Annotated in this window: 28 protein-coding genes and 1 pseudogene; 17 read left to right on the top strand and 12 right to left on the bottom strand. The window is 65.4% G+C overall.

Features of this window, described 5'->3' with window-relative positions; translation table 11 throughout:
- Window positions 1–40: 40 nt before the first annotated feature.
- A complete protein-coding gene (locus AC5Y6X_RS13175; RefSeq protein ID WP_499987047.1) occupies window positions 41–742 on the top strand; it encodes a histidine phosphatase family protein in 702 nt (233 codons plus the stop codon).
- A gap of 153 nt (window positions 743–895) precedes the next feature.
- On the opposite strand, the gene AC5Y6X_RS13170 is transcribed toward AC5Y6X_RS13175, so the two are convergent.
- Window positions 896–1,531, bottom strand: coding sequence for a class I SAM-dependent methyltransferase (locus AC5Y6X_RS13170; protein ID WP_499986851.1), 636 nt, complete (start codon window positions 1,529–1,531; stop codon window positions 896–898).
- A 402-nt stretch (window positions 1,532–1,933) separates the two neighbouring features.
- On the opposite strand from AC5Y6X_RS13170, the gene AC5Y6X_RS13165 reads away from it, so the two are divergent.
- From AC5Y6X_RS13165 to AC5Y6X_RS13145, 5 genes are all read left to right on the top strand, one after another.
- Entirely contained in the window at window positions 1,934–2,437 is a 504-nt protein-coding gene (locus tag AC5Y6X_RS13165) for a DUF2505 domain-containing protein (RefSeq protein ID WP_499986850.1), read from the top strand.
- A 70-nt stretch (window positions 2,438–2,507) separates the two neighbouring features.
- On the top strand, window positions 2,508–3,218 hold the full coding sequence (locus AC5Y6X_RS13160) for a VldE C-terminal domain-containing protein (RefSeq protein ID WP_499986849.1): 711 nt from the start codon (window positions 2,508–2,510) through the stop codon (window positions 3,216–3,218).
- Window positions 3,218–3,919, top strand: a complete 702-nt coding sequence (locus tag AC5Y6X_RS13155) for a Type 1 glutamine amidotransferase-like domain-containing protein (RefSeq protein ID WP_499987046.1) — start codon at window positions 3,218–3,220, stop codon at window positions 3,917–3,919. The genes AC5Y6X_RS13160 and AC5Y6X_RS13155 overlap by 1 nt, the downstream gene beginning before the upstream one ends.
- Window positions 3,920–4,038: 119 nt before the next feature.
- Window positions 4,039–5,124 carry a hypothetical protein gene (locus tag AC5Y6X_RS13150; protein ID WP_499986848.1) on the top strand — a complete coding sequence of 362 codons (1,086 nt, stop codon included), beginning with the start codon at window positions 4,039–4,041 and terminating at the stop codon, window positions 5,122–5,124.
- 160 nt (window positions 5,125–5,284) lie between these two features.
- Window positions 5,285–7,027: an MFS transporter gene (locus AC5Y6X_RS13145; RefSeq protein WP_499986847.1), complete on the top strand. Its 1,743-nt coding sequence runs from the start codon at window positions 5,285–5,287 to the stop codon at window positions 7,025–7,027.
- On the opposite strand, the gene AC5Y6X_RS13140 is transcribed toward AC5Y6X_RS13145, so the two are convergent.
- Window positions 7,024–7,923, bottom strand: a complete 900-nt coding sequence (locus tag AC5Y6X_RS13140; RefSeq protein WP_499986843.1) for a TPM domain-containing protein — start codon at window positions 7,921–7,923, stop codon at window positions 7,024–7,026. The two genes, AC5Y6X_RS13145 and AC5Y6X_RS13140, sit on opposite strands and share 4 nt — an antisense overlap.
- Window positions 7,924–8,014: 91 nt before the next feature.
- Here AC5Y6X_RS13140 and AC5Y6X_RS13135 point away from each other — a divergent pair, with 91 nt between their 5' ends.
- The 5 genes from AC5Y6X_RS13135 to AC5Y6X_RS13115 all read left to right on the top strand — a co-directional run bounded on the left by AC5Y6X_RS13135 (window position 8,015) and on the right by AC5Y6X_RS13115 (window position 11,150).
- The gene (locus AC5Y6X_RS13135) at window positions 8,015–9,010 is read left to right on the top strand and encodes a glycoside hydrolase family 6 protein (RefSeq protein WP_499986842.1); all 996 of its coding nucleotides are present in this window, start codon (window positions 8,015–8,017) and stop codon (window positions 9,008–9,010) included.
- A gap of 19 nt (window positions 9,011–9,029) precedes the next feature.
- The gene (locus AC5Y6X_RS13130) at window positions 9,030–9,518 is read left to right on the top strand and encodes a glutathione peroxidase (protein WP_499986841.1); all 489 of its coding nucleotides are present in this window, start codon (window positions 9,030–9,032) and stop codon (window positions 9,516–9,518) included.
- Window positions 9,519–9,630: 112 nt separating this feature from the next.
- A complete protein-coding gene (locus tag AC5Y6X_RS13125) occupies window positions 9,631–10,506 on the top strand; it encodes an alpha/beta fold hydrolase (protein WP_499986840.1) in 876 nt (291 codons plus the stop codon).
- Window positions 10,493–10,708 (top strand): hypothetical protein, encoded by a 216-nt coding sequence (locus AC5Y6X_RS13120; protein WP_499986839.1) that lies wholly within the window; start codon window positions 10,493–10,495, stop codon window positions 10,706–10,708. The genes AC5Y6X_RS13125 and AC5Y6X_RS13120 overlap by 14 nt, the downstream gene beginning before the upstream one ends.
- Window positions 10,692–11,150, top strand: coding sequence for a hypothetical protein (locus AC5Y6X_RS13115; protein ID WP_499986838.1), 459 nt, complete (start codon window positions 10,692–10,694; stop codon window positions 11,148–11,150). The genes AC5Y6X_RS13120 and AC5Y6X_RS13115 overlap by 17 nt, the downstream gene beginning before the upstream one ends.
- Before the next feature lie 112 nt (window positions 11,151–11,262).
- Here the strand turns inward: AC5Y6X_RS13115 and AC5Y6X_RS13110 are convergent, their stop codons facing one another.
- On the bottom strand, window positions 11,263–11,697 hold the full coding sequence (locus tag AC5Y6X_RS13110; protein ID WP_499986836.1) for a hypothetical protein: 435 nt from the start codon (window positions 11,695–11,697) through the stop codon (window positions 11,263–11,265).
- Window positions 11,698–12,086: 389 nt separating this feature from the next.
- On the opposite strand from AC5Y6X_RS13110, the gene AC5Y6X_RS13105 reads away from it, so the two are divergent.
- Both AC5Y6X_RS13105 and AC5Y6X_RS13100 read left to right on the top strand, forming a co-directional pair.
- A complete protein-coding gene (locus AC5Y6X_RS13105; protein ID WP_499986833.1) occupies window positions 12,087–12,854 on the top strand; it encodes a helix-turn-helix transcriptional regulator in 768 nt (255 codons plus the stop codon).
- On the top strand, window positions 12,851–14,053 hold the full coding sequence (locus AC5Y6X_RS13100; protein ID WP_499986831.1) for an ATP-grasp domain-containing protein: 1,203 nt from the start codon (window positions 12,851–12,853) through the stop codon (window positions 14,051–14,053). Before AC5Y6X_RS13105 ends, AC5Y6X_RS13100 begins: the two co-directional genes overlap by 4 nt.
- Here the strand turns inward: AC5Y6X_RS13100 and AC5Y6X_RS13095 are convergent.
- The 7 genes from AC5Y6X_RS13095 to AC5Y6X_RS13065 form a co-directional block, all read right to left on the bottom strand.
- Window positions 14,042–14,926, bottom strand: a complete 885-nt coding sequence (locus AC5Y6X_RS13095) for an alpha/beta fold hydrolase (protein WP_499986828.1) — start codon at window positions 14,924–14,926, stop codon at window positions 14,042–14,044. The two genes, AC5Y6X_RS13100 and AC5Y6X_RS13095, sit on opposite strands and share 12 nt — an antisense overlap.
- Window positions 14,927–15,027: 101 nt before the next feature.
- Window positions 15,028–15,270, bottom strand: a complete 243-nt coding sequence (locus AC5Y6X_RS13090; RefSeq protein ID WP_499986825.1) for a hypothetical protein — start codon at window positions 15,268–15,270, stop codon at window positions 15,028–15,030.
- Between the two features lie 25 nt (window positions 15,271–15,295).
- Window positions 15,296–15,472, bottom strand: a complete 177-nt coding sequence (locus tag AC5Y6X_RS13085; RefSeq protein WP_499986822.1) for a hypothetical protein — start codon at window positions 15,470–15,472, stop codon at window positions 15,296–15,298.
- A gap of 209 nt (window positions 15,473–15,681) precedes the next feature.
- Window positions 15,682–17,976: an envelope biogenesis lipoprotein LpqN gene (gene lpqN / locus AC5Y6X_RS13080; protein WP_499986819.1), complete on the bottom strand. Its 2,295-nt coding sequence runs from the start codon at window positions 17,974–17,976 to the stop codon at window positions 15,682–15,684.
- A 9-nt stretch (window positions 17,977–17,985) separates the two neighbouring features.
- Window positions 17,986–18,633 carry a cutinase family protein gene (locus tag AC5Y6X_RS13075; RefSeq protein WP_499986817.1) on the bottom strand — a complete coding sequence of 216 codons (648 nt, stop codon included), beginning with the start codon at window positions 18,631–18,633 and terminating at the stop codon, window positions 17,986–17,988.
- Between the two features lie 361 nt (window positions 18,634–18,994).
- Window positions 18,995–19,273, bottom strand: coding sequence for a type II toxin-antitoxin system RelE family toxin (locus AC5Y6X_RS13070; protein ID WP_499986815.1), 279 nt, complete (start codon window positions 19,271–19,273; stop codon window positions 18,995–18,997).
- On the bottom strand, window positions 19,270–19,554 hold the full coding sequence (locus AC5Y6X_RS13065; RefSeq protein ID WP_499986813.1) for a type II toxin-antitoxin system Phd/YefM family antitoxin: 285 nt from the start codon (window positions 19,552–19,554) through the stop codon (window positions 19,270–19,272). The genes AC5Y6X_RS13070 and AC5Y6X_RS13065 overlap by 4 nt, the downstream gene beginning before the upstream one ends.
- Before the next feature lie 206 nt (window positions 19,555–19,760).
- Between AC5Y6X_RS13065 and AC5Y6X_RS13060 the strand changes: the two genes are divergently transcribed.
- The 4 genes and pseudogenes from AC5Y6X_RS13060 to AC5Y6X_RS13045 all read left to right on the top strand — a co-directional run bounded on the left by AC5Y6X_RS13060 (window position 19,761) and on the right by AC5Y6X_RS13045 (window position 23,905).
- On the top strand, window positions 19,761–19,964 hold the full coding sequence (locus tag AC5Y6X_RS13060; protein ID WP_499986810.1) for a hypothetical protein: 204 nt from the start codon (window positions 19,761–19,763) through the stop codon (window positions 19,962–19,964).
- Window positions 19,965–20,401: 437 nt separating this feature from the next.
- Window positions 20,402–21,391: pseudogene (locus AC5Y6X_RS13055) on the top strand (IS481 family transposase).
- Window positions 21,392–21,891: 500 nt separating this feature from the next.
- A complete protein-coding gene (locus AC5Y6X_RS13050; protein WP_051445869.1) occupies window positions 21,892–23,061 on the top strand; it encodes an aromatic ring-hydroxylating oxygenase subunit alpha in 1,170 nt (389 codons plus the stop codon).
- A gap of 148 nt (window positions 23,062–23,209) precedes the next feature.
- Window positions 23,210–23,905 carry a TetR/AcrR family transcriptional regulator gene (locus tag AC5Y6X_RS13045; RefSeq protein WP_042911415.1) on the top strand — a complete coding sequence of 232 codons (696 nt, stop codon included), beginning with the start codon at window positions 23,210–23,212 and terminating at the stop codon, window positions 23,903–23,905.
- On the opposite strand, the gene AC5Y6X_RS13040 is transcribed toward AC5Y6X_RS13045, so the two are convergent.
- Together AC5Y6X_RS13040 and AC5Y6X_RS13035 are read right to left on the bottom strand one after the other, a co-directional pair.
- Window positions 23,895–24,548 carry a TetR/AcrR family transcriptional regulator gene (locus AC5Y6X_RS13040; RefSeq protein WP_072501267.1) on the bottom strand — a complete coding sequence of 218 codons (654 nt, stop codon included), beginning with the start codon at window positions 24,546–24,548 and terminating at the stop codon, window positions 23,895–23,897. The genes AC5Y6X_RS13045 and AC5Y6X_RS13040 overlap by 11 nt on opposite strands.
- Window positions 24,549–24,594: 46 nt before the next feature.
- On the bottom strand, window positions 24,595–26,079 hold the full coding sequence (locus AC5Y6X_RS13035; RefSeq protein ID WP_065479182.1) for an FAD-dependent oxidoreductase: 1,485 nt from the start codon (window positions 26,077–26,079) through the stop codon (window positions 24,595–24,597).
- Window positions 26,080–26,121 lie beyond the last annotated feature (42 nt).

The following is a 26,121-nucleotide window of genomic DNA, read 5'->3' as shown; positions in this document are numbered from 1 at the left end:
ATGATGGCACGCTCTAGACTGCTCGCGTGAATCCGGTGAAATCGTGGTGAGGCTGCGACGTTTCGTCGCCGTCGTCGCCGTCGCGGTGTTGGCGGTGGGCTGCGGATCGGCGCACGCGGCCGGCCCGCACACGATCACGTTGACGCTGGTGCGGCACGCTCAATCGGCGGGCAACGCTGCGGGCGTGATCGACACCTCCACGCCCGGCCCCGAACTCACGGCCAGGGGGTGGTGCCAGGCGACGCTCGCGGCCACCCAATTGGCGCCAAACCACTACGACGGCATCTACGCATCGAGCATGATCCGCACGCAGGAGACCGCCGCGGCGACGGCGCAGGCGCTCGGCGAGCCCGTCACGGTGCTGCCCGGGCTGCAGGAGATCGAGGCCGGCCAGTACGACGGCACGCCCGAGGCCGACAGCCCGCACACCTACCTCGTCGTCCCGAAGCGGTGGCTGCAGGGCGACCGCAATGCGCGGATCCCGGGTTCGGTGGACGGCAACGAATTCGACGCGCGGTTCGACGACGCCGTCCAACGCATCTACGACAGCGGCGAGCAGAACCCGGTGGTGTTCTCACACAGCGCGGCAATCATGTTCTGGGTCCTGATGAACGCGCGCAACGCCGACCCGTCGCTGTTGAACACAAAGCCGCTGCCGAACGTCGGCCGGGTGGTGATCACCGGAAACCCTTCCGGCGGCTGGACATTGACCGAATGGGACGCCGATCCCCCACCGTGCTGACGCCCTAATGTGTCGCGCCTGGTGTCGATCGGCGCAGTCGAAACCGCGTCGAGCGTGTGGGATATGCACACAAACCGACCACTCTTCGTCCATAGCCCCCACGTTCGGCGAGTCGAAGCGAACTCTGCCGGCGAACTAACGACTCACGACGCTCTAGCTCTTGGTGCCGACGGTGATCAGGTCGGACACGATCTGGGTCCAGAACGGCCTGCGGATGCGGTGCTGATCGGCGACGGCGAACCCGGCGTTCTCGAACAACGACCGCATCTCGGCCGGCGACGCGTTGTGCTGAGGCTTCCACCTGTTGGCCGAGGGGGCCTGCAGCCGCGGCTGCCGGGTGCTCAGGGCGCTGACGGCCACCAGGCCGCCGGGGGCCAGCACGCGATGGAATTCCCGTAGCGCCGCCGGCTGGTCGAAGAAGTGAAACGCCGACGTGGTGACGACGGCGTCGAGCGCCCCGTCGTCGAAGGGCAGTTGCTCGGCCGGCGCGCGCAACCATTTCACCCGGTCGGATCTGGCGCGGGCCTTCTCGAGCATGCCGTCGGACATGTCGATGCCGTAGATCTCGTCGGGCCGCAGTTCCCGCTCGATGCGGTCACTGAGAATCCCTGTGCCGCAAGCAATGTCAGCGATCCTGCGGGAGCCATGGTCGCGCAGCTGTGCGATCACTTCGTCGTGCGGGGGACGGTAGACCCATTGTTGCAAGAAGGGCAGGTCGTAGGCCGGGGCCAGGAAGCTCCACAATCGCGTGACGGCGTCGTTGAGTCCCCGGCGTTGCGGTGCCGTCATTCGCTTGTCCCCCCGATCGGGTCGGCCTAGCGACCCGGGCCGAGGGGCCCGGCCGGTCCACCCGGCCCCCCTGGCCCACCGGGCCCGCCCGGACCTCCCGGACCGCCGGGTCCGTTTACGGCGGGAAGCACGAACACGCATTGATTCAACTCGACGCTCCAGGCCCAGCCGGGGGCGCAATCGTCGGCCCGGCTCACCGCTGGCGAGGCGAGCGCGGCCGCAGGCAATCCCGCGAGCACAAGGGCGAACCCGCCGATCACGCAACATCGCAGATAGTGGCTCATCCGGTCATTTTGCCCGAGTCGACCCGTTGGCGTTCCGGATTGGCCATCTTCTCGGTTGCCGCTCGACGAATCGCCAACTCGCGGCGGGCGTCGTCCCCGCTTTGTCAGAATGTCCGTCATGGCGCGCTCATTCGACATCGTGACCGCATCGCCCGCGAGCGTCGAACAGATTCACGCGGCGTTCGGTCGCGAGGACTACTGGCTGGCCCGCCTGGAGCCCGCGCGCGCCAGCACCACGCTGGATTCGCTGATCGTCGACGCCGACGGCGCCGTGACGGCGTGCGTCACCCAGCACCTGGGCCGCCAGCTGCTGCCCGGGCCCGTCGCGCGACTCATTCCCGGCGACCTGAAGGTCGTGCACACCGAGACGTGGACACCGACTGGCGAAGGCAAGGTGCGGGGGCAGGTGCGCGTGTCGGCGACCGGCGGGTTGGGATCCGGACGGGCCGACGGGTGGCTGGAACCATCGGGCGACGGCTCGCAGCTGCGCCTCGCGGTGCGAGTGGAGGTCAAGATCCCGCTGCTGGGCCGCAAGTTCGAGAGGGCCATGGGAGCCGATTTGGCCCAGGGCATTCCCCATGTGCAGCGCTTCACCACCGCGTGGATCGCCGAACATGCATGACGGCGGTTGACCGGCATCGGGCGCACTCAACTCGCAAAACGTCGCCCCACGCGCCGCACACGACACTAAAGTGCTGTTGGTGAGCACGCAGGTGTTGGCCAACGGCCGGGGCCGATGGCTGGCAATCGTGGCCTCACTCGTCGTGGCCGGCGGGATGATCTACGCCCAGGACACCAAGCCCCGCTGCTGCGCCGAAGCCCCGGCGCCGGCCCCGACGCCGACCGCGGCGGCGCCCCCGAAAGACCAGGCATCCGCGCCGCCCGGCGCGCCACGCATCGCCAGTCAGGCGGAGGTGGAATCGTTGGCCGCGTTGGCGACAACCGCGCCCGGCACCGCCCAGCAATTCCAGTTCCCGCTGTCGCCGGGCGTCGCGCCGGAGGACAGGTTGCAGGTCAAGACGATCTGGGCGGCCCGCGTCATCAGCGTGCTGTTTCCGGAGATCAAGACCATCTACGGCTACCGGCAAGATCCGCTGCCGTGGCATCCCAACGGGTTGGCGATCGACGTGATGATCCCGAACCCGCACTCGCCCGAGGGCATCCAGCTCGGCAACCAAATCGCGGGGTATGCCCTGGCGAACGCGAAGCGCTGGGGAATCAACCACGTGATCTGGCGGCAGAAGATCTACCCGGGCCCCACCTCGGGCAGCTGGACGGCCGATATGGGGTCGGAAACCGCCAACCACTACGACCACGTTCACATCGCCACCAACGGCGGCGGCTACCCGACCGGGCACGAGACCTACTACATCGCATCGATGAGCCCCGCGCCGTCACAGTGATCGAGCGCCAACCGCTCTATCTGCTGGCGGACAGTCAGCTGCTGTTCTGGAAGCGGCGCGGCCGGCCGTTCCTCGAGACGGCCCTGGACGGATTGGCCCGGGACACACCACTGAACGCGGCCTACGTCGGCGCCTCCAACGGGGATCGTCCGGAGTACTACGAGATCTTCGAGGCCGCGGTGGACGGGGTCGGGATCACCGAGCGCCGCATGATCGATTCATCGTTCGGCCCCGACGACCGCGCCTTCCTGTCGCGCGCCCGGTTGATCGTCCTCGCGGGCGGCGATGTCCGCTTGGGCTGGAACACATTTGAGAAAACCGGCATGAAGGACGCAATTCTGGACCGGCACGCGAAAGGCGCTGTGCTGGTGGGCGTTTCGGCGGGCGCGGTCCAGCTCGGACGCTGCGGGGTCGTCGATGCCCCCGCACCCGGGCTGCTCGACGTGTTCAACCTCGCTCCCGCGATCGTCGACGTGCACGACGAGCGCGCCGACTGGGCGCGGTTGTCACGCGCGGTTGGGCTGCTCCGCGGAGCGGTCACCGGGATCGGAATCCCCTCCGGGGGCGGAGTCGTCGTGCACGCGGACAACACCGTCGAGCCGCTGCGCCGTGCCGCGCACGAATTGCGTTTCGAGGGCGGGCGCGTCGCGCACTCGCTGTTGCCCGTGGACGAGCGGTCGGCCGTGCCCGGAAACGCCTGACGGCGCTCGGCGACATTGCCGCCGACACACAAACGTTTGGGTTACCGGCGCGACCACCCTGGCAGTACGCTTATGTGCCAGCATCTCCGCCAAGCAGAGGGATCGAGAGGTCTCCGAGGATGGTCATCAGTCGGCCGCATCGGCGTGCGTGGGACGATCGGCATCCGGGTGCCGCGGTGTTGTTGGCGGCGCCGCTGACGGTCGTCGGTTTTTGGGGGATGGTCGCTCGCCCGGCCCTGTCCCTGCCGCTGCTGGTGCTGGCCGGCGCGGTCTTGGTGGTGGCCGAGTTCGTCGGGGGCCCGCAAAGAGTGGCCGAGCGCCCGGTGCGGGTCGCCGTGGGCAGCCGGCAGCGGAGCCTCCAATCCCGTACCCACCCCCCGAGGACGCAGCCCAAGCCGAAGCCGCCGCGGCGTCCCGATTTACCCGATTCACCCAACTTAGAAGCCGAGGCGCGGGCGAAGGCAGAAGCCGCCAGAGCCCAGGCCCTGGCCGCCCAAGCCGAGGCGGTGGCCGCCGAGGCGCGGGCCCGCGCGGAAGCCGCCGCGGCCGAAGCCCTCGCCGCCGAGGCCGAAGCGCTGGCCGCCGAGGCCGAGGCGCTGGCCGCCGAGGCGCGGGCTCAGGCCGAAGCCGCCGAGGCCCAGGCCAAGGCCGCCGAACCCGAGGCGCTGGCCGCCGAGGCGCGGGCGCAGGCGGAGGTCGCCGCAGCCCAGGCCGTGGCGGCCGAGGCGCGCAAGCGGGCGCAGGCGCGGGCAGAGGCCGCCGAAGCCGAGGCCCGGGCCGCCGAGGCGCGCAAGCAGGCCGAGGCCGCCGCGGCCGAGGCCCTGGCCGCCGAGGCGCGCAAGCAGGCCGAGGCCGCCGAGACCCAAGCGCTGGCCGCCGAGGCGCGCAAGCGGGCAAGAGCCGCCGAGGCCGAGGCTCTGGTCGCCGAGGCGCGGGCGCGAGCCAAAGCCGCCGAGACCCAGGCACTGGCCGCCGAGGCGCGGGCGCGCGAGCGCGCACAGGAAGAGGCCGCCGAAACGCAGGCCCGGGCCGCGGAGGCGCGGGCGCGGGCAGAGGCCGCCGAAAACGAGGCCCGGGCCGCCGAGGTGTGGGCGGGGGCGGAAGCCGCCGAAGCCCAAGCGCTGGCCGCCGAGGCGCGGGCGCGGGCGATCCGGCTGCGGCGCGAGGCGGAAGCCAAGACCCGACGGGCCCCTCAGGGCGACTGACCGTCCGCTGGGCGCCTCGTCGCCCATCGGGCCGTTCAGAGGCGGTTGAATTCCTGGCGCGGCGATAAGCGAAGATGCTCATGGCTCCAATTTGTTCGTATATCTAACGGTGTGTTTCTGGATCGATGGGTAGGCGCTGAGAATGACGGCTGAGACGTAGATGGCTGACGGCCGCACCGCGACGAATCCGACGCTGGCGCCCGCCCCGCCGGCCGGTCGTCGGCTCCGCTGGGATCGCGACCACCCGCGCTACAAGTGGGTCGCGCTGTCGAACACCACGCTGGGCATGCTGCTGGCGATGATCAACTCGTCGATTGTGCTGATCTCGTTGCCGGCCATCTTCCGCGGGATCGGATTGGATCCGTTGGCCCCGACCAACATCGGTTATCTGCTGTGGATGCTGATGGGCTATCTCGTGGTCACCGCGGTCCTGGTGGTGTTCGTCGGGCGCCTCGGCGACATGTTCGGCCGGGTGCGGATCTACAACGTGGGCTTCGCGGTGTTCACCGTCGCGGCGATCGCGTTGTCGTTCGACCCTTTCCACCTCAGCGGCGGCGCGCTGTGGCTGATCGGCTGGCGCGTGATCCAGGGCATCGGCGGCGCGATCCTGATGGCGTTGTCGGCGGCGATTCTCACCGACGCCTTCCCGAGCAATCAGCGCGGTCTGGCGCTCGGGTTCAACATGGTCGCGGCGGTCGCGGGATCGTTCCTCGGCCTGCTGTTCGGGGGGTTGCTGGCGGAGTGGGACTGGCGCGCGATCTTCTGGGTGGGTGTGCCGATCGGCGTGCTGGGCACGGTCTGGGGTGTGCGCTCGTTGCACGAGATCGGCGTGCGCACACCGGGTCCGTTGGATTGGCCCGGCACCGTGACGTTCGGCGTCGGGCTGACCGTCGTGCTGGTCGGTATCACCTACGGCATTCAGCCGTACGGTGGCCAGCCGACGGGCTGGACGAATCCGTGGGTGCTGGGCTCGATCGCCTTCGGGCTGCTGCTGCTGATTGCGTTCTGCGCCATCGAGTTACGGGTGCCGCAACCGATAATCAACATCCGGCTGTTCCGGTCGACGGGATTCGGGATGGGCAACCTGGCCAACCTGATGTCGTCGAGCGGCCGCGGCGGCTTGCAGTTCATGCTCATCATCTGGCTGCAGGGCATCTGGTTGCCGCTTCATGGATACAGCTTCGAGTCGACGCCGCTGTGGGCGGGCATCTACATGCTGCCGGCGACGCTCGGGTTCCTGATCGCGGCGCCGGTGGCGGGGTGGCTGGCGGACCGGTTCGGTGCGCGGCCGTTCGCCGTCGCCGGGATGCTGCTGATGGCGGTCACGTTCATCGGGCTGCTGCTGATTCCGGTCGATTTCGACTACTGGGTTTTCGCGCTGCTGATTTTCCTCAACGCGTTCGGCGGCGGCATCTTCACGGCCCCGAACACCGCCGCGATCATGTCGAGCGTGCCGCCCGGGGAGCGGGGAGCCGCGTCCGGTGTTCGGGCGACATTCTTCAACGCGGGCGCGGCGCTGTCGATCGGCGTCTTCTTCTCGCTCATGGTCATCGGTCTGGCGAACACGCTGCCGCAGACGCTGAGCAGCGGGCTTGAGGCGCAGGGCGTGTCGGCGACGGCGGCGCACGACGTCGCGAACCTGCCCCCGGTGGGCAGCCTCTTCGCGGCTTTCCTGGGCTACAACCCGATCGCCGCGTTGCTCGCACCGACCCACGCGCTGCAGCAACCCGGCGTCAACGCCGGCGTGCTCACCGGTAAGTCGTTCTTCCCGGAGCTGATCTCCGGGCCGTTCCACGCCGGGCTGGTGGTGGTGTTCGTCGCGGCGGCGCTGATGATGGTGACCGGCGCGCTGGCGTCGCTCGTCCATCCTGGCCGCTACGCGGATCAGGTCGAGGAATTCTAGGTCGTCTTGCCCCGACGTCGTTTTGTGCGGTGCGCCGCCAGCACGTTGTCGTTGGCCAGCGTCTGCGCCTGAGCGGCCAGCGTCGATGCCTTGTTGGCGTGGGCGATCGCTTCGGTGTCGTTTGTCGCTTGCTTGCCGCGCGCCGCCGCCAAATGTCGTTTCGCCTCTTCGAGCCGCGTTTGGACCTCGGCGCCGATGCTGTCGCGATGCCTGGCGACGTAATCGGAGATTTGGCGCAGCCGGGCGTCCGCGGTGGACAACGCCTGTGCTGTTGAGTTGTCGCGCCCGTCGATGCTGACCTGCCCATCGGTTTGGGCCCGCGCCGCGCGCCGGCGGCGGCGCGCGCGATACAGCAGGAGAACCACCACGATGACGACCACGACAACGGCCACGCCGATCGCGATCGGCAGCCAGGTCCGCTTCGACGAGCTGGCCGGTTTGGCCGATTGGTCCAAACCGTCGGCCGCGGCGACCGCGGCACCGCTCCAGTCCTTGGCGCCCACCTTGGGTTCAATCTGATTGTGTTGCAGACTGTTTGACTCGGCAGCCGCTAGCGCTGGCGCGCTGAACACGTACGACTTGGTGTTGATGGCCACGGCCAGCAGCGCGTCTTGGTCGCCCATCCCGCTGGCGCTGCGGGTTTGGCTCGCCCAGTTGTCGGGTTTGAACCGGGAGAAGTTGTCGACGTAGGCCACCCACAATTGAATGTGCCGGTCACGGGAGAGCCGCTCGATCGCGGTGTTGATCGCCGCCCGATCGGGATTCGTCAACACGCCGGCGCTGTCGGTGATGTGCTCCGTCAGCTTGGACGGCGGTTGCGCTGCGGCGGGGGGCGCCAGCAGGAACCCCGCTGTGAGGATCGTCAGGACTGCACCGATCGGGCGGACAACGCGCATAGGGGTAACTTAGCCCGCTGACGGCACCGAAGCTCGGCCGCGGCAGCACCTGCCGTCGGGAACCGGCGCTCGATGCACTAATTTCCCTGGGGTGATGTTCTCAGCTGCTGGTGCAGTCGCACGGTGGGTAACCGTCTTCCTCACGGTTGCGGCCGTTGCCTTTCTGGCCAACCCGGGGAAGGTCGGTCCCGCCCGGGCGGTGCGCTTGGCCGACGACGCCAATCCGTTGGCCGGCATGCCCTTCTACGTCAATCCCAACTCGGCGGCCATGCGCGCCGCGCAGCACGCCGATCCGCCGAGTCCCGAATTGACCGCCATCGCCAACACGCCGCAGGCGTATTGGATCGTCCCGGGGCCTTCCGCGGGGACGGTCGCGAAGTACACCGGCGACGCGGCGGCTGCCGGCGCCATCCCGGTTCTGGCGATCTATGGAATCCCGCACCGCGACTGCGGCAGCTTCGCCGCGGGTGGCATGGCGACGGCCGACGACTACCGCGGGTGGATCGACACCATCGCGTCGGGCGTGGGCGGCACGCGGACGGCGGTCATCCTCGAACCCGATGCGCTCGCCATGGCCGACTGCCTGTCGGCCGGTCAGCGCGAAGAACGCTACGACTTGATTCGCTACGCCGTCGACACGCTGACGCGCAGCCCGGCCACGGCCGTGTACGTCGACGCCGGCCACCTACGCTGGCATAGCGCCGAGGACATGGCCGCCCGCCTCAACAAGGTCGACGTCGCGCGTGCGCGGGGGTTCAGCCTCAACACTGCGAACTTCTACACCACCGGGGACGAAATCGGTTACGGGGAGGCGATTTCGGGGCTCACGAACGGTTCTCACTACGTGATCGACACGTCGCGCAACGGCGCCGGACCGGCGCCGGACTCCGGGCTCAACTGGTGCAATCCCAGCGGCCGAGGACTGGGCGCCTCGCCCACCACCGCAACCGCGGGCGCGCACGCCGACGCCTACCTGTGGATCAAACGTCCCGGTGAATCCGACGGAACATGCGACAAGGGCGATCCACCGGCGGGCACCTTCGTGAGCCAGTACGCCATCGACATGGCCCACAACGCGGGCCAGTAGGGGTGTTAACGTCATCGGCGTGACTCTGAAAGACATCGCCCTGACCACCCTCGACGGCAAGCCGACCACGCTGGCTGAATTGTCCGACGGCGCAACGCTGATCGTGAACGTTGCCTCCAAGTGTGGACTCACTCCGCAGTACGCGGCGTTGGAGAAGCTGGCCAACGACTATGGCGACCGCGGCATGACGGTCGTCGGGGTCCCGTGCAATCAGTTCATGGGCCAGGAACCGGGCACGGCCGAGGAGATCCGGGAGTTCTGCTCGACGAACTACGGGGTGACGTTCCCGTTGCTGGAGAAGACCGACGTCAACGGCGTCGACCGCCATCCGCTCTACGCCGAGCTGACCAAGACCGTCGATTCCGATGGCAAGGCGGGCGACATTCAGTGGAACTTCGAGAAGTTTCTCGTCGCGCCCGACGGCGAGGTGGTCAATCGGTTTCGGCCTCGGACCGAACCAGATGCGCCCGAGGTGATCAGCGCCATCGAGGCCGTGCTGCCGCGATAGACGGCGTGCCGTCATACACGACGGATCTGTCCAAGCAGAAACGAGCCGGTTGGTGCAGGCTCGTGGTCGGCGACGGTTCGAACACAGAGCGCGTCGTGACCGAGGAGGCCGGATGGCAGACGACGCACCGCACGAACCACTGGCCGGCGCGCATGATCACGTGGTCAGTGTTGACGGCCGCGATATCCATGTCGTCGAGAACGGACCGCATAGCGATCCGGCGCTCCTGCTGATCCATGGCTACGCAGGATCGACGGTCTGGTGGGATCGTCTGGTCCCGCGGCTGGCGGAGAATCATCGCGTCATCCGTGTCGACCTCCTTGGGCACGGACGATCGGCCAAGCCGACCGACGGCTATGCCATTGCGGCGCAGGCGGATACGATCGCGTCGGTTCTGTCGGAGTTGTGCGTACGCACGGTGATCGCCGTTGGTCATTCCACCGGCGGTGTGATCGCGACTGCCCTCGCGGAGCGTCCCTGCGGGCCAGTCGTTGCGCTTGCGCTCATCGATAGCGGACCGAGCGTCGACGCTTATCTTCAGCCAGGCGCTCTTGGCCGGTTGATATCGATACCGGTGATCGGGCGCATTCTATGGGCCTTGCGGAGCGAGTCCACGATCCGCAAGGGATTGAGTTCGGCGTTCACCCGAGAGGTCGATATCGCCCCACAGGTCGTCGCCGATGTGCGAAGCATGAATCATCGGGCGTTCACCGCGACGCCGAAAGAGACCATGAAATACCTCGCCCGACGCAGTCTGCCGGACCGCCTAGCTGAGTTGACGCTCCCAGTGTTGGTGATTTTCGGGGTCGAGGACCGACGCTGGCGATCGTCGTCAACCGCTGGATACACCACGGTGCCGAATGTGGCCGTCGAGTTGCTGCCCGGTATCGGACACACGCCGATGCTGGAAGAACCGGACCTGACCACAGATTTGTTGGCGGGCTTTGTCGCGAAACACTGCGCCGGAGCGCACGGTGTCCGCGACTGATATCCGTGTCGAGGAGCATCGCGATGAGGCGTTGCGATTGCTGGCCGTCGCACTCGAACTGGACCCGTCCGCATCGAGCACGGAACAGCGCAATCTGATCGCAGCCGCTCAAGTGCACGCTGCACTGGCCCAAGCCGTCGCCCAGGACCGCACACGTAGCGCGATCGAGGATCGATCCACAGGCCATGCATCCATTCGCTGACGCCCTTGCGAACAAGAACCTCGACAATTTGCTTGCCTGTCTGTCGGCGGAGGTCACGTACCACTCCCCGGTGATGCGCAACCCGGTACGCGAAGCGGTGGTGGCCGACATCCTGGCGATTTTGCTGAATGCCGTCGACGATCTCGCGGTTCACGAGGAATTCGGCGACTCCAGCACCACCGTGCTGATCTGCGAATTCACGGTACAAGGTGTACGTGGCGAAGCGGCCTGGGTGCTGCGGCTCGACGGGACGGGAAAGGTTCGCGAAATGACGTGGCAGGCGCGACCCTTTGCGGTGGCGGTCAGGTTATCGGAGGCCTTCGGTCTCGGACTTGCGCGGCGGCGCGGCGGCGTCTTTCCGGCGATCGTATTGGTGGGTCGCCCGCTCGCACGTCTCGTCGCGTGGATGGTCGATCTGCTCGCGCCGCACCTGGTCCACTAGCAACTCCTCTTTTATCGCGCGAGACGTTGGCCGCGACGACGAGTACGCGGCTGCAAAGGGCGCCATCATCGTCCACGATGTGCAGGACGCAGCGTGCGCCTTTCGACATGTTCTAACGGCGACGGCGTTGTGAGGGTTTCATGGCACGGTCGGCCGCGACGTATGCGAGGGCGAGGACCAGAACTGCGAATTTGACCAGAGCCGCAACCTGCGCGCGCCGAGCGTGAACTGCGATATCCGCGCGCTTGAGCACCTTGAGCAGCGCAACCCCCTCGGCCGCATCGGCTGCAACGGCCACGATCACGGCTGCGGGCAGGGCAGGAGGATGGCCACGACGTCGACGTGCGTGGTCGACGAGCAGCGCGGTCAACGTTCCGTAGGTTGCCATGTATCCGAAGTCGAGCCACAGGGATACTCGCGCGGCGCGTTGACCGTCCGGGCCCCAGCGGGTCATGATGCGCTCGGCTTGGGCGCCGCTGCCGGCCAGCTCAAAAGGAATGATCCCCGGTCCCCCGGTTGCGCGCATACGTCGCTCCAGCAACAGCATTAGCGCCGTGTAACCGACGAAAGCAACGCCCGCTGCCCGGAGCCGTTGATCACCAATGCGAAATGCCCAGCGGCTGAGACTCATTCGGATACCATCCGGTGTCTGGTTGTCGCACGCGGGGTGATCACCACAAGGTTGCCTTCGACGGCAAGTCGGTGCCATTGGCCGACACTACCCAGCACATTTCGGTACGTTGTGCGGCCACGGTCCATAGGCCGCACTCGCCGGACCCCCCGACTGCGCTCGAGCCAGCCTGAGAAGACGTCGTTTGGTGAGGTCAGAAAGCTCGGATACACACGTCGAGTATGAAGTGATCAAATCGCGGTCGCTTGGACAGATCCGTCGTGTCGGCTGGTGCGACGCTTCACAGGCCGGAGGTACCCTTCGATATGCACGTGTGGAACCTGGGGCCGGATCGACTCATGGTGTCCGGCACGTTCAGCGACCTTGCAGTTCACCACCATCCAGCGGTTCAGATTGCGGTTGGCACAAAGGGCCCGTTGACCGTCATCGACACCGACGGCGACCGCACCGAGTGCCGACTCGTCGTGGTAGCCAGCGGCACGCGACACTCGGTGCGGTCGGATGCAGGATCGGCGGCTTTGTCGATCTACCTTGGGCCGGCAACGCGCGAGGGCGTCGCCCTGAATGCGTTGACCCGCAATGTTACCCAGGACGGCGGTATCTGGACCGTTGCAGCCGGTGAACGCCTGGCCGAGGCGGCAGCCGAAGCGGTGACGACCAGTGGTCCGCGCGTTGCGGCCGACCTCCTCGTAAATGAACTATGCAACTTGTCGGACGCCCGCCACGAGTGCGGACCTTCCGTTCACCCGCAGGTGCATCAAGCGATCGGTCTGATTTCCAGCACCGTACCGGCCACCATCGATCTCGCATCAATTGCCGATGCAGTGGCAATCTCGCCCGACTACCTGGGTCGACTGTTCAAACGGCACACCGGGGCGTCCTTCTCAGCCTCGACGCGGTGGGCGCGGCTGTTGACCGCTATGCGCTATCTCGTCGACGGTGTGCCAGTCACCGACGCCGCCCACCTCGCTGGATTTGCCGACGGTTCACACGCCAACCGGGTGTGCTGGGAGATGGTCGGAGCAGCTCCAAGCGACCTGCTGCCCGCTATCGCAGCTTCGCCGGTCCAATGACATCGGGAGGTCCGATTCCCGGGTTCGGTCGAAAGACCGTGCTGATCACCTTCGGTCGGTCATATCTGTCACTCCACCTGGCCCGCCTGATGGGTGCCGCGGGACACGACGTGCTGATCACGGACTCGGTGCGGTTTCCCGTGACCAGGTTCTCATCGGCGGTCAGGAAGACGTTCCGGGCACCGCGCCCGAGGTATGAACCGGTCGAGTGGACGCAGGCGCTCGCGCACATCGTCCGCGAGGAGGGCGTGGATCTGGTCGTGACGGTCCACGAAGGGACCGAGATCCTGGCAAAGACGATCCAGCGATACCCCGACCTGTTCCCGGACCGCCAGAGGTTGTTCTTGTCCAGTTTCGATCTCGAGGCCCGGCTGGAAAACAAGTACGAGTTCCAGGCCGCACTCAAGACGCTGGGCATGCCCACCCTCGACTTCGCGCTCGTCCGCAGCCAGGAGGAGCTCGAAGCGTTGGACTTCGACCAGCCGTTCGCCCTCAAGCGCGTCTACTCGCGCGGGTCGCAGGACGTCCACAAAGTGCGTCCGGGTGAGCTGCCGCCCGGCCTGAGTTTCGAAGAAAACAATCCGTGGATTGCGCAGGAGTGGGCCGATGGCACGAACTATTGCTCGTATTCCGTCTGCCACGACGGCCAGGTGAAAGCACATGCGCTTTACCCGGTGCGTTACGCGATCGACGGCACGTCGTGCGTGTTGTTCGAGTCCGTCCAGCACGAGGGCATTGCTGAATGGACGCGCGAATGCGTCAAGGCGTTCAATTTCACCGGCCAGATGGGGCTGGACTTCATCGAGGTGCCCGGCCGGGGGCTCTTCACGGTCGAGTGCAATCCGCGGGCAACCAGCGGAATCCTGTTGTTCGATCCGGAAACGAGGGTCGACAGGGCATTCTTCGGCGTGAACGACGAGCTCATCACGCCGCGGCCCGGTGTGAGCAAAATGCTGGGCCCGGGGATGCTGATGTACGGGTGGCGCAAATCGTCGCTGAACGGCAACACCTTCCGCGGATTTATGCGAGATTACCGTCGCACCGACGACGCCGTCTTCACCCGCAGCGATCTCAGGCCGACCCTGGCGCTGCCACTCGTCGCGGCAACCATTCTCACCGAGGCCGCTCGTTATCGGGTGAATATCCCGGCCGCGTTCATGCACGACCACGACTGGGACGGCGGTGACCTACCGCTGTGAATCGCGTCGCGCGCGGCAGAAATTGGTGATCCGGGCGACGCTGTCGCCGGGTGCGGTGAAGATACCGCCGTGGCCTGCGCCGTCAATCCGTACGAACTCCGCGCCGGGGATCAGTCGAGCCGTCGCCTCGCAGAGGGCCGGCGGAAAGAACAGGTCGTGTTCGAACGCCAGGACGAGCGTGGGCACGTCGATCGCGCCGAGATGGTCCGGCGTCGGTTCGCCGGACGTGATCCACTGCTGGGACGCCGTCAGCTGGCCCTTGAAACCCTCCGGTCCTGCCCAACCGCTCTCATAGCCGGCCGACAGCGCCTGCTGCCAGCCCCGCACGGTCGCCGGATCTTGCAGCATCGGCAGGTGAAGGGTGGTCAGCAACTGCTCGAAAACCAATACCTCGCGCGGCAATTCACCGTAACGCTCGATCAGGCCGAGTTCCATCTCACCGACCATCGCCCCCACCGGCGAGGGCTGCAGACCGGCGAACAAGACCAGCGCACGCACGAGCTCGGGTCGGCTACGCAGTAGCGCCTGGGAGGTATAACAGCCCATCGAGTAGCCGACGACGGTGGCCTGGTCGACGCGGAAATGGTCGAGGATGGCAGCGGCGTCGGCGGCGAGGTCTGCCACCGAATACGGCGCGGCCGGTGCGGAGGATGGTGACATCCCGCGCGCGTTGTATGCGATGACTTGGAATCCCACGTCGACGAGAGCCTGGGGAAGTCCGCAGATGTTCCACGTGATGCTGGGCATGCCGAGGCCGCCGACCAATAGCACGGTCGGGCCTTCGCCCGACCGTTGCACCGAGAGCTCGACGCCCGGTTCTGCGATGACAAACTCGAAGCCGTCGTTCGGCGTTGCGCCCGCTGCATGGGTCATCAGTTCAACTGTAATAACGGCGCTGCGAGAGCAGCACCGGTTGCCAAAGCCAGGCACCCCGTTGCGCAGGGGGCTGTGTCAGCCCAGGAGCGAAGACTCACTCACCACACATTGTCCATGCTGGTCGACAGGCCGTTGTCGCACGTCACGGTGTCGTGAAAGGTCGAGCCCGTCGCGGGTCCGCGATATTTGATCTGTGTCTCCTGCGAGCCGGTCACGGTGAAATTGACGGAGTCGTTCCAGTGGATGGCGGCGGCCCTACCCGCCACCGCGACGGATCTGTACACGCAATTCACCGCAGGCTTGTCTGCGTTATTGGTGATCGACACAAAGGCGGCCGCCACCGAGTGGTCCTGCCGTAGCTTCAGCTCAGGAGGCGCTGGGGGCGGCGGTACGGCCGCCGGGGGTGCCGCCCTGGGGGGTGTCGCCACTTGGGGTGCCGCGGGTGGGTGTTCCTGTGCCGCCGCGGGGGGTTCCGCCGCCGGGGGTGCCGTCGAATCCGGTGTCCACCACCCGGTCGCTATGAGCGAGAATCTCGCCGACCACGGGGTGCTCGTCCCGGTTGTGCCGCCCGGCGCGGCGCCCGGTTCCCCCGACCCCGACATGACAATTCCGACGGCCGCGGTTAGCGCGGAAGCCGCAATGAGAACACCGAGGCGCCGGTATCGCGGCGGGGGTGCTGCTCCATCGCGGCGAGAGTAGCTGGTGGACACCTTCATCGCGCACGCCTCCTCTGCGCCAAGCCCTTCCGAGAATCAGGGCGTGATCGTGGTCTGCTGGTCGATCACGCCGGTCACGTCATTCAATGCGTTGGCGTCGGCCTGCGGACCCTCGGCTTTGAGCTGCAGTACGTAGACCCCGTCGTTGCTCTGGATGACCACTGTCTTCTGGGCGACCATTCGCGTCACGCCGTTCTTGGTGTACGAGCCGGCAATCTGGTATGCGGGATGGCCACTCAGCGTGCTCTTTCGCTCGTCGCCGGCCTTGTAGCCTGGCAAGTTCTTTACCTCACCGGGTGCGACGGCCAGCAGCTTGTCCGTATCGACATCGCCCGTCAACTTCGCGACGATCGCGATGATCTTGGGCGGGTCCTTGGGATCGGCCGGGGTGTCGAAGACGATCCCGCCATACGGAGCGTCGGCGCCTTCGGGAATCGACGTCCAGCCCATGGGAACCGGGAGGTCGATCTTCGGCGCGCCCGGTGTGCCGTGCGTGATCGTCGTCTCCCGGATATTGTTCTTCCTGATGTAGTCGCCGATCGTCTCGTTCGGACCCGACGCCGGAGCGAATGCCGGGGGAGCCGAAGTGGTTGCCCTGGACGTTGATGTCGACGTCGACGTGTTGGACGACTCCGAGTTTTGAATTACGGCCAAGGTGATCAGCCCGCCGATGAGGGCCACGCCGACGACCACAACGGAAACGGCGACAAACCAGCTGCGGGTTTGCCAGTGTCTTTGGACGGCAACGAAATCCGGCGGTGCAGCGGTTCTCGGTGTCGGGATCGTCGTCTGGGGTAGTGGCAGTGATGGTGGGGTGGCTCGTTGCGCAATTTCTGTTGTCTCGCGCAGTTTCTGTTCGGCCGTCTCGAGCAGCGCGGCGGCGTCACCGTAGCCCGGCTGCTCCTGCTCGATCGCGGCTAGCAGGCCGGTGGCTTGCTGCCAGTGTTCTTGGTCTAGCTGGTCGAGTGCCTGCGCATACTGGTCGGCGAGTTCGGCTTCGCGAATCTTGGCCCGCGCGTCGGAGACGATGCCACCCGGGTCGAGGTCGTCCGCGTCGATTCGAGCGAGCTCCCGCGCGGCGGCCACGACGGCGTTCCATTGCCCGGCCTGATGCAGGGCCGTCATCTCATCCACCAGTGCTTTGCGTTGCTGGGGGGCGGGCAGATTTTCCAACGCTCTCAGCACGATGTCCCAGTCACGCTCAGCGACGGACGCCTCGCGCCGCTCAACAGGTGGCCCCGGTGAAGTCGAAGACTGCTCCTCATGCACGTCGGCGGCGACTCCCTGCGCACTGCGCGGTTCTGCGTCGTGGTCCGCCAATACCATCTGGGCCACCGCGGCGCCCGCGGCGGGCGGCGGGACCTCAACGGATGTGGACGCCGCGATCATCGGCCGGGTGGCAGCCGCCGTGGGTGTAGCCGCGGCCGGTCGCGCGCCCGAACCCGTTGGCAGCGGGCTGAGGGCCTCGGTCTCGTCGGCCCGAGTGGAAGGTCGGCGGCCGGCTCGATTTAACGCCTCGGCGAAGTCGAGGCAGTGCGGGTACCGCTGATCGGGGTCTTTGGCCAGCGCCACCGACAGCACGTGATCCAGGTTCGCAAGATCAGGGCGGCGCTCGGAGAGCATCGGAGCCGGCGTGGTGAGCTGCTTGCTGATCACGACGGCCGGGTTGGAGTCCATAAATGGCCTCGTGCCCGTCAAAAGGTGAAAAGCTGTGGCCGCCAAGCCGTATTGGTCGGCTCGCCCATCGATCGGTTCGCCCATCAGCTGTTCGGGCGCCGCGTAGCCGACGGAGCCGACCGTCATGTTCGTGCCGGTGCAACCGCTGACCTCGTCGGCTTGACGGGCGATACCGAAGTCGGCCAACAGTATCCGCCGGCGGGTCCCCTGCGCCTTTCCCAGCATGATGTTGGCCGGTTTGACGTCGCGGTGCAGCAGGCCGTGCTGATGGGCGGCATCTAGGGCGTCGGCGACACCGGTGACGATCTCGAGCGCCTCGAGCATGGGCATGCCCGTGGGATAACTCTCCTCAACCAGCCGGTCGGCGTCGGTGCCATCGACATAATCCATCGAAATCCACAGCTGGCCGTTGAATTCACCGCGATCGTGAATGCCGACGATATTCGAATGCCACAGGGTCGAGGCCAACTCGGCCTCGCGATTGAACCGGTAACGGTACTCCGCGTTGGCCGTCAGGGCCGGCGGTAACACCTTCAACGCTTCGAGGCGCGGCAGCCGGGGATGCTGAACCAGGTAAACCTCGCCCATCCCACCAGCGCCGAGGAATCGCCGAATCACAAAGCCGGCGAAAACCTCACCGTTTTTCAACGGCATGCGCGAAGCCTACAGCCGACCAGCGGCAAACGCCGCTGCCTGGTCGGCCATTCCCGACTGAACGTACTGACCATGTGGCGCCATGCTCACACCGTTGGTGCATATCGGATCCCCGGGCATGCACATGTCGATCGTTTTCGCGGCGTACAGCGGGCCAATGGCGGGAAGCCCGCCCGCCCCCAATCTCCGCCCGAATGAGCCCGACGCCTTCGGATTTCCGAAGACAGCGACGGCAGCGACATGATTGGCGACACCCGGTGGCATCTGCGTGGTGGCGACGTCCATCACGGCCGCACCCTGGGAGTACCCACCGAGGACCATCCTGGTGTTGGGACAGTTCGCCGCCATGGACTGGACATGAGCGCTCGCGTCATTGGCACCGGCGGGGATGGAACTACCGAAATTGTTGGTGGCGGGGTAGTTGACCGGATATACCCCGACGCTTCTCCGCCCCACTCGCGAACGCAGCGAATCGACGAACGCCTGTCCGACCCCGCCGACGCCAGGCGGCTCGGTGGTGCCTCGGGCGAACACCACGTCGACGTCGGGGCAGGGAGCCGAGGCAGCGGACGGCAGGGACGAGGCAGCGGTCAGTGCCGCCCACACTGCGACAACAGCTGCACAGAGCAGACCAGAAATCCGACGTGCGGCACGCATGTCATGTCGTCGCTTCGAACACGATTTTGAACGATCCGGTGGGCCGCCTTGCTGGCCAGGACGCGTCGGTCCAGCGATGAAAGCTCATGGTGGTTGTCCTTGGTGTGGTCGCCGCCCGGTTGGCAGCTCTGACAAGTAGGAGCAACGACACCCGTCCTAGGGGACACCTTTTTCCGCCGCCGACGCCGAGGTCGTCGTCAGCGCGCCAAAGTCTGAGGCGGTGGACGTCACGCAAGCGTCGATTCCGACGCGGGGGCCGGGCTGCTGATGGTTCCGAATGGGCACGATGGAATGCAGACTGGCGGCGCGGACGAGGACCGGCTGGCTCACGTGCGGGTCGTAGTGCGCGCGGATGCTGTTGTCATCGGCGACGGTAGGCATCGCTGCGGCTGAATACGCCTACGACGGTGACTTGCTGCCGCTCCTCGTCAATTCTGTAGAGCACGCGGTAAGTGCCGCGGCGTGCGCTATACCGATCATGCAGAGGTGGCCTCAGCTGCTTACCCACCCGGCGCGGATTATCGAGCAATGGACCGATGATTAACTCATAGGCAGCAAATGCGACCGATTCCGGAAGTTGCTCGGCCAGTTGCTTTTTCGCAGTCGGCGCAATTACCAGCTCAAATCGCCGGTCGGTCACGTCCTAGCTCGGCGTGCTTGCATGGCTGCAGTCAGGCTGTCCAGGCTCTCCCCCTCGCCCCGGGCGATTTCAGCCTCGGCCTCGCCAAGGGCACGTAGCGCCGTCGGGTCGGACAGCACTGCAATTGTTTCCTCGAGCGATTCCAGATCGTCGACGGCAAGAAGGACCGCAGCGGGGCGTCCGTGCACCGTTACCGTGATCCGGTCGTGCTGCGCGCTGACACGCGCCACCAACTCCGACAGATGCGCCTTCACCTCGGCCAACGAGCTGACTTCGGACATAGTCACAATCATGACCAATCCCTGCGTCGGTGTCCACTAGGGCCACGCTTAACGCCCTCACCGACCGTCGCGACATGGCGGGCTCAATCATCGCCTTCCGGTGGGTACATATTGGGGCAGGAATCGGATGCTGACGTCGCCGGGAGCCGTCCGAGATTCACCAGCCAGCGCGAGGGAGCACTCCCACAAACCGAGGAGACCAGGCATTGACCACCGAGGACCCTGGCCAGATTCAGCGGCTGGCCGCCCAGTGCGACATGGTCGTAACCCGGCTACGCGATGACGAGTACTTGCTGTACGAAAATGGCACCAATCAGTTGCTCCTGGGAGGCCAGTCTGGCGGGCACAAGACCGGTGTCAGCCTGGAACGGATCAGGCTGTACCTGGAAGGGCTCCAGAGGTGGATGTGATGGGTGTCAAGGATCAGCCGAAGTAGCTGTCAAGCATCAGCCGAAACACTGTCACCCATCAGTCGACGACCAAATGTCAAGCATCAACCGAGGTCATACAGGGCTGCGGTGGGGCGGGCGGGACTCGAACCCGCGACCAACGGATTATGAGTCCCTTTTCAGCGCTCGCGCGACCAGGCGAAATAGTTCGCTTTGGCGCATCAAATCGCCTGCAAAGCAACGAATCTGCGCGTTCTCAGTACGGTTCCGGTCCGTCTTGAGTACGGCTGCGAATCGCCCCCGGGCGCCGGGGCGACGCCGGGGTGCGAGGCAGACGTGGCATGTTAGCTAGCTGTACTGACCACGGACGTTGGTGACGGCGTGGCGTGGTGACATGACGAAGACCTCCGATTGAAGTGCGAGCTGTCTAGGAACGCATTTCTCACCAGGAGGTCTTCGTGGTCCACCATAATGCTCCGCTGTCCGAAACTGGTCGCCTGAGGCTGGCCCGTTGTGTCGTCGAGGAAGGTTGGCCGCTGCGCCGGGCCGCCGAACGGTTTCAGGTGTCGGCGACAACGGCGAGTCGGTGGGCGGGTGGCTACCGCCGCGAGGGAGTCGGTGGGATGGCTGATCGCAGCTCGCGCCCGCATCAGAGCCCCAATCAGACGCCGACGCGAACCGAGCGCAGGATCATCAAGGTTCGGGTGCTGCGCCGCTGGGGACCGCATCGCATCGCCTATCTGTGGGGGTTGCATCCGTCCACGGTGCATCGGTTGCTGACGCGGTATCGGTTGGCCAAACTGCGCTGGTTGGACGGCTCGACCGGGCATGTGGTCCGTCGGATGGAGCCGGCTGCGTGCGGGGACATCGTGCACATCGATGTCAAGAAACTGGGCAAGATCCCCGCTGGTGGCGGCTGGCGCATGCTCGGGCGCACTGCCGGTAATCACAACTCGTGGGCTGACAAAGTTCTGGCCGGCGCAGCAAGCGCGGCTACCCGCTGGGTGGTCATCATTTTCTCCATACCGCTATTGATGGCTACTCGCGCTTGGCTTACAGCGAGCTGCTTAGCGACGAGCGCAAGGAGACTGCCGCCGCGTTCTGGGTCCGGGCAAATTCCTGGTTCTCCGAATGTGGCATAACGGTCCGAAATGTGTTGACCGACAATGGTTCATGCCATCGTTCGCACGCACTTCGCGATGCGCTCGGGGACGTCACGCATCGCCGGACTCGGCCCTATCGGTCCCAGACCAACGGCAAATTGGAGAGATTCCACCGCACCCTGGCCGACGAATGGGCCTACGCGCGGCTCTACCGCAGCGACGCCGAACGTTTGCAACAAATTCAGCCTCTGGCTGCACACCTATAATCACCACCGCGGCCACACCGCACTCGGCGGCCAACCACCCGCCACGCGGGTACCTAACCCCTCGGGTCAGTACAGCTAGCCGGGCACGCCGCAATGCCGTTGCTACTCCGGTGGAACGAGGGCTAGCTGGGCCAGCGCACGTTCCCGTGACGACCGCACCCGTCGTCGCCTCCGAGCCCGCCGACAAAGATTCGAATAAAACCTCTCAAGTCGAGGAAGTGGATCTGCCGGGAATCGAACCCGTTTCGGGGTGCTGGTCTGTGAGTCGAACCGGCACTGAGCTGCGGAATGACATCGATTGTGATTCACCAGAATTGACCTGTATGGACACCGAGTGTGCCCATATTGTGCCCAGCCAACCCCGCGGTTGACAGCGCAACTGCGCTCGCAAGAGCTCCCGATTACACGCGGCGTGCGACTGGCCGCTCTACTGCACACCGTCTCAATCCGACGTCGGTATGCGGTTTGTGTCAGCTTGAATCAGCAATATCTAAATGGCGCGGTCGCTTCGGCTTGACGTCGCAGTCTCCCTGACCATACATTTAATCATGGCTGTATGGTCGATTGGAGGCAGCCCACGTGACCAACCCTGAACGCCGTACCCGGTTCTTGACCGACGATCTCACCCGGCGGGCACTGGCGGTGGCAGTGGCCAAGACCACCGTCATGGCCGATGACGTCTTGCGAGTACCGCTTCACTACTACAACGACGCGAAGCTCACCGAGATCGAAGAGTCGCAGATCCTTCGTCGCACCCCGCTGGCGATTCTGCCCAGTGCCCAGATCGCCGAGGTGAACGACTACGCGGTCCGTTCGATTCTCGGTGACTCATTGCTGGTGACGCGCGACAGGCACGGTCGTGCTCACGTCCTTCTCAACTACTGTCGACATCGTGGCGCAATGCCAGCATGCGGCACGGGTAACGCGAGCCGATTCACGTGCCCGTACCACGCGTGGACGTACAAGAACAACGGCGAGCTGGCCAGCGTGCCAGGTAAATCCGGGTTCACCGGCATGGACTTCGCTGACTATGGACTACTTGAGCTTCCCTCAGACGAACGGTACGGCTTCGTGTGGGCAGTGTTGACGGCGGGCGATACGATCGACGTCGATGCACACCTGGGCGAGCTCGCCCCACAACTGGCCGAAATCGACTACCCCTCGTTCGGCTATCACGATCATCGGGAGTTCGAATCGGAGGTTTCGTGGAAGGGCGCGCTCGAGGCTTTCGCCGAGGGCTACCACTTCCCGTTCGTGCACGGTGAATCACTCATCGGGATGAACGCCATGGCCAACACCGCTATCTACGACGAGTACGGCAAGCACCATCGGATCGGATTTCCCTTTACCTGGATAACCAACCTCGCGGACGACCCGAATGCGTCGTGGGACGTCCGGGACAACATGGGCGTCATCTACTGGATATATCCCAACTTGATTCTCGCGAATAGCAATGTCGGCGTTGAGATCATCGACATGCTGCCCGCCGGTTCACCGACGCGCTGCACGGTACGCCACACCTGGATGGCGCGCATACCTGCGACCAGCGACGATATGCGCAGCGTCTACGACACGATTTACGACGCCGTGCACGCCGCGGTGCGCGACGAAGACTTCGCCATGCTTCCCCAATGCGGCGAGGGCGTGCGCAGGGGCCAGCACGATCACATGATCATCGGCCGCAACGAGATTGCCGTACAACACATGATTAGGGTGTTCGCCGAAGAACTCGGCGTGGCGCTGGCCTAGGAGACGTGGACGTTGGACGCGACGATCCCGGCCCGTCGCCATCGGCCATTCCGGAACCACGGCATGCGTGTGACGCCCGACCAACGACACGCTGGCCGATATGATTACCGCATGCGGTCGGGGGCTTGCACGTGAGCGGCGGGTAACGGTGCGCAGTCACGGATGGTCCGGTAACACGCCGTCGTCAGATGAGGAAGCGATCAACCGTATTCTCGACGCGGCTGAGGACATCATCGCGGAACGTGGCACGTCGATGAGACTCGCCGATGTCGCGCGCACTCTGGGCGTTACACGGCAGACGGTCTACCGCTACTTTCCCGGAACCGAGGCTCTCATCGTGGCCACGGCGATGCGGTCGGCCGACGGTTTTCTCGACCGTCTGGCCGAGCACCTCCGAGGGGAAGTCGATCCCGTGAGGGCAATGGTCGAGGGCATTTCATACACCATCGAAACCCTCGGCCACGACAGCCAGATCGGACTCCTTCTCAGCAGGCCTAAGCGCGGCGGTGGCATCGTGTCGATCACCTCTGACACGGCGCTGACCTTCGGACGGGCCATGCTGCACAGGTTCGACGTGAATTGGGAACAGCACGGATTCCATGACGAAGACCTCAACCAACTGTCCGAGTTCTGCATGCGCATCCTGCACTCAATGCTGATCGACCCGGGCCACCCACCGCGTGAGGGTGAACCCCTGCGTCAGTTCCTGACGCGCTGGATCGGCCCCGCCATCGTCTACCCGCGCCTCGCCAGCGCGATGAGCGGTTTGTCGCCCGCGCCGACCAGTCGCACACGACGCAAGTCCGCTTCCTGGTTCCAGCGCACGGCGTCGGTCAGGCCGTAAAGAAGCGCCCGTCGAACGCTTCGAGCAGGATCTCTACTGCCGCGCCCATGCGGCCGTTCGGCATCCCGTGGCTGAGGAGGCCGAGGCCCATCGCGGCGCCTACGAAGGCGACGACCATATCCTCATCTCTTGCGCCCGAGGGGATTTCGCCGCGTCTGCGGCCGCCGTCGAAGATCTCCTGGACAACGGTCATCATCGGGCTGCTCTCCGCCTGGAGCGACGCCAGCAGTTCGGGATGCCTGCGTAGCTCGACGGGAATTGACGCGAGAAAAGGTGTGATCGCCGGATGCCGTTCGTGTACCAGTGTCGACGCCTTGAAGATGGCCCCGATCTGCCCCTTGAGGGTGTCTGCTTTTTGAATCGCCGCGACATACTCGGGCAGCAATTCCGCATGCGCGGCTTCGAACGCCGCCCGGTAGAGCTCCTTCTTGGAGGTGAAGTACTGGTAGATCGAGGAATGGGTGATACCCGCCGCAGCCGCGATTTCCGTCATGCGCGCACCCGCGTACCCGCGGTCGCCGAAGTTGACCACTGCCGCCTCGACCAGTCGGCAGATGGTCTCCTCGCCATTGCGTCCCGGCGGGCGACCAACCCTCGGAACGTGTCGATCGCGTGCCCTGCGCTGTTGCGCTGCCTGCGCCATGTCAATTCCTACTCATACGGGTTGCACGATGCTGGCTTGCTGTATTTCATTGCAGTACCGGTGTTTTACCCATCACTTTGTCGCGAAGCTCCGTGTAGTCGGTATCGGGCGGCGGAAGTTCGGGCGAGACTGCGGACGGAATCTTACTGAGGCCGAGCGACGCTTTCGCCGCATAGCGAACCAGGCCGGTCAGAACCTTCGGATTCTTCAACAGATCGAACACCGTCTCCTGCAAGTTGTAGACGCGATCGAAGTGATACTGCACAGCGTCGTCCTCCCAGCACGCCTGCGAAACGAAGTGGAACAACGGCCAAGTAGTCCTGCGCAGCAACCGCTTGCGCATGCCGTCGGGTAGCGCCTCTGTGCCTGTCGCTTGCTCGTAACCGCCGTCTCGTGACAGTGCCAACGTCCAGGCACCTTTGAGGAACTTTGCCTGCTCCGCATAGAACGTCGTCGGAAACTCAGCAGAGCATGGATCGAGCGTTTCGGACAGGTCGCGCACATAGACCGCGGCGGTGGAGGCGCACGACATACCTTGAGCATAAATAGGATTGAACGCGCACACCGCGTCTCCGAGCGCGATGAATCCACGGGGTGGCCGCCGTAGGCGATCGAACCGGCGCCATACGTTGCGCGTTGATCGGGTGTGGTGAACGTCGGACAGCGGCTCTGACGCCTGCAGAATCCGAGGGAATTCGCGCGTTCGGGTCTGGCCGGCCGCCGCTTCGTAAGACTCGACGTCTTTGGGCATATCCAGTCCCCACGATCCCATCACCGCGATGAAGGAGTTGTTCTCTATCGGGAAGATCGAACACAAGTACTGGTGTTGCTCTGGCGCACGAGGGTCCGGGTTCGGAAACGTGGTCAAGAACCGATACCAGGGCAGATCATTCTTTGGCCATCGGTACCAGCGCGACGAGTAACTGACCTTTGCATCGAGTGTCATCTCCTCGACGTCCTGGCCGAACTGTGCCATCCAGCTGGCAGCCTTGCTTCCGCGCCCTGCAGCGTCCACAACAAAATCGGCGAGGAGTTCCCGCTCCCTCCCATCCGCGTCGCGATAGGAGACCCCGGTGATCACCGGGCCGTCGGTATCCGAGGCCGACAGCAGACCAGTGACGCGGGATCCCTGGATCAGCGTGATGTCCGTGTCAACCGCGACGAACTCGCGGATTGTCAGTTCAATCATCGGCCGCGAAGCGAAGTACATCCGCATGGCGGTTCGGGATCGTGGGGCCCACCCATTGATGAGACAGTTCGCCGCCTGCATACCCGGATCGATTTCACAACCGCCGTTCGCCAACAAGCGGTCGGTGAAGCCGGGGAAGAGGCTCTCGATCGCTAGCCGACCGGCAGCGAGCAAGAAGTGGTTGTGCCACGCCTGTGGCGTCCCCCGCCGACCGGCCGGCTCGATGGGTAGCACGTCGGCTTCCAGAATCGTCACCTTGCCGAATCGACCCTGGAGCGCCCGCGCGGCGCACAAACCCCCGACGCTGGCCCCGATCACCACCGCGTGATCTGTACTTGCCACACTCGCCACTCCTCAGCCAGTAAACCAACAGACTTGTTTGTT

It is taken from the genome of Mycobacterium sp. NGS26 (genome assembly GCF_059813025.1).
This window is presented reverse-complemented; position numbering and strand designations above follow the sequence as displayed.

What these genes read in the sequence shown, in the direction of transcription:
- AC5Y6X_RS13105 (WP_499986833.1), top strand. Translation starts at nt 12,087, where the DNA reads ATGCACGTGTGGAACCTGGGGCCGGATCGACTCATGGTGTCCGGCACG.
- AC5Y6X_RS13170 (WP_499986851.1), bottom strand. Translation starts at nt 1,531, where the DNA reads ATGACGGCACCGCAACGCCGGGGACTCAACGACGCCGTCACGCGATTG.
- AC5Y6X_RS13040 (WP_072501267.1), bottom strand. Translation starts at nt 24,548, where the DNA reads ATGGCGCAGGCAGCGCAACAGCGCAGGGCACGCGATCGACACGTTCCG.
- AC5Y6X_RS13115 (WP_499986838.1), top strand. Translation starts at nt 10,692, where the DNA reads ATGCATCCATTCGCTGACGCCCTTGCGAACAAGAACCTCGACAATTTG.
- AC5Y6X_RS13095 (WP_499986828.1), bottom strand. Translation starts at nt 14,926, where the DNA reads ATGACCCATGCAGCGGGCGCAACGCCGAACGACGGCTTCGAGTTTGTC.
- AC5Y6X_RS13110 (WP_499986836.1), bottom strand. Translation starts at nt 11,697, where the DNA reads ATGCTGTTGCTGGAGCGACGTATGCGCGCAACCGGGGGACCGGGGATC.
- AC5Y6X_RS13140 (WP_499986843.1), bottom strand. Translation starts at nt 7,923, where the DNA reads ATGCGCGTTGTCCGCCCGATCGGTGCAGTCCTGACGATCCTCACAGCG.
- AC5Y6X_RS13165 (WP_499986850.1), top strand. Translation starts at nt 1,934, where the DNA reads ATGGCGCGCTCATTCGACATCGTGACCGCATCGCCCGCGAGCGTCGAA.
- AC5Y6X_RS13065 (WP_499986813.1), bottom strand. Translation starts at nt 19,554, where the DNA reads ATGTCCGAAGTCAGCTCGTTGGCCGAGGTGAAGGCGCATCTGTCGGAG.
- AC5Y6X_RS13125 (WP_499986840.1), top strand. Translation starts at nt 9,631, where the DNA reads ATGGCAGACGACGCACCGCACGAACCACTGGCCGGCGCGCATGATCAC.
- AC5Y6X_RS13075 (WP_499986817.1), bottom strand. Translation starts at nt 18,633, where the DNA reads ATGCGTGCCGCACGTCGGATTTCTGGTCTGCTCTGTGCAGCTGTTGTC.
- AC5Y6X_RS13150 (WP_499986848.1), top strand. Translation starts at nt 4,039, where the DNA reads ATGGTCATCAGTCGGCCGCATCGGCGTGCGTGGGACGATCGGCATCCG.
- AC5Y6X_RS13145 (WP_499986847.1), top strand. Translation starts at nt 5,285, where the DNA reads ATGGCTGACGGCCGCACCGCGACGAATCCGACGCTGGCGCCCGCCCCG.
- lpqN (WP_499986819.1), bottom strand. Translation starts at nt 17,976, where the DNA reads ATGCCGTTGAAAAACGGTGAGGTTTTCGCCGGCTTTGTGATTCGGCGA.
- AC5Y6X_RS13100 (WP_499986831.1), top strand. Translation starts at nt 12,851, where the DNA reads ATGACATCGGGAGGTCCGATTCCCGGGTTCGGTCGAAAGACCGTGCTG.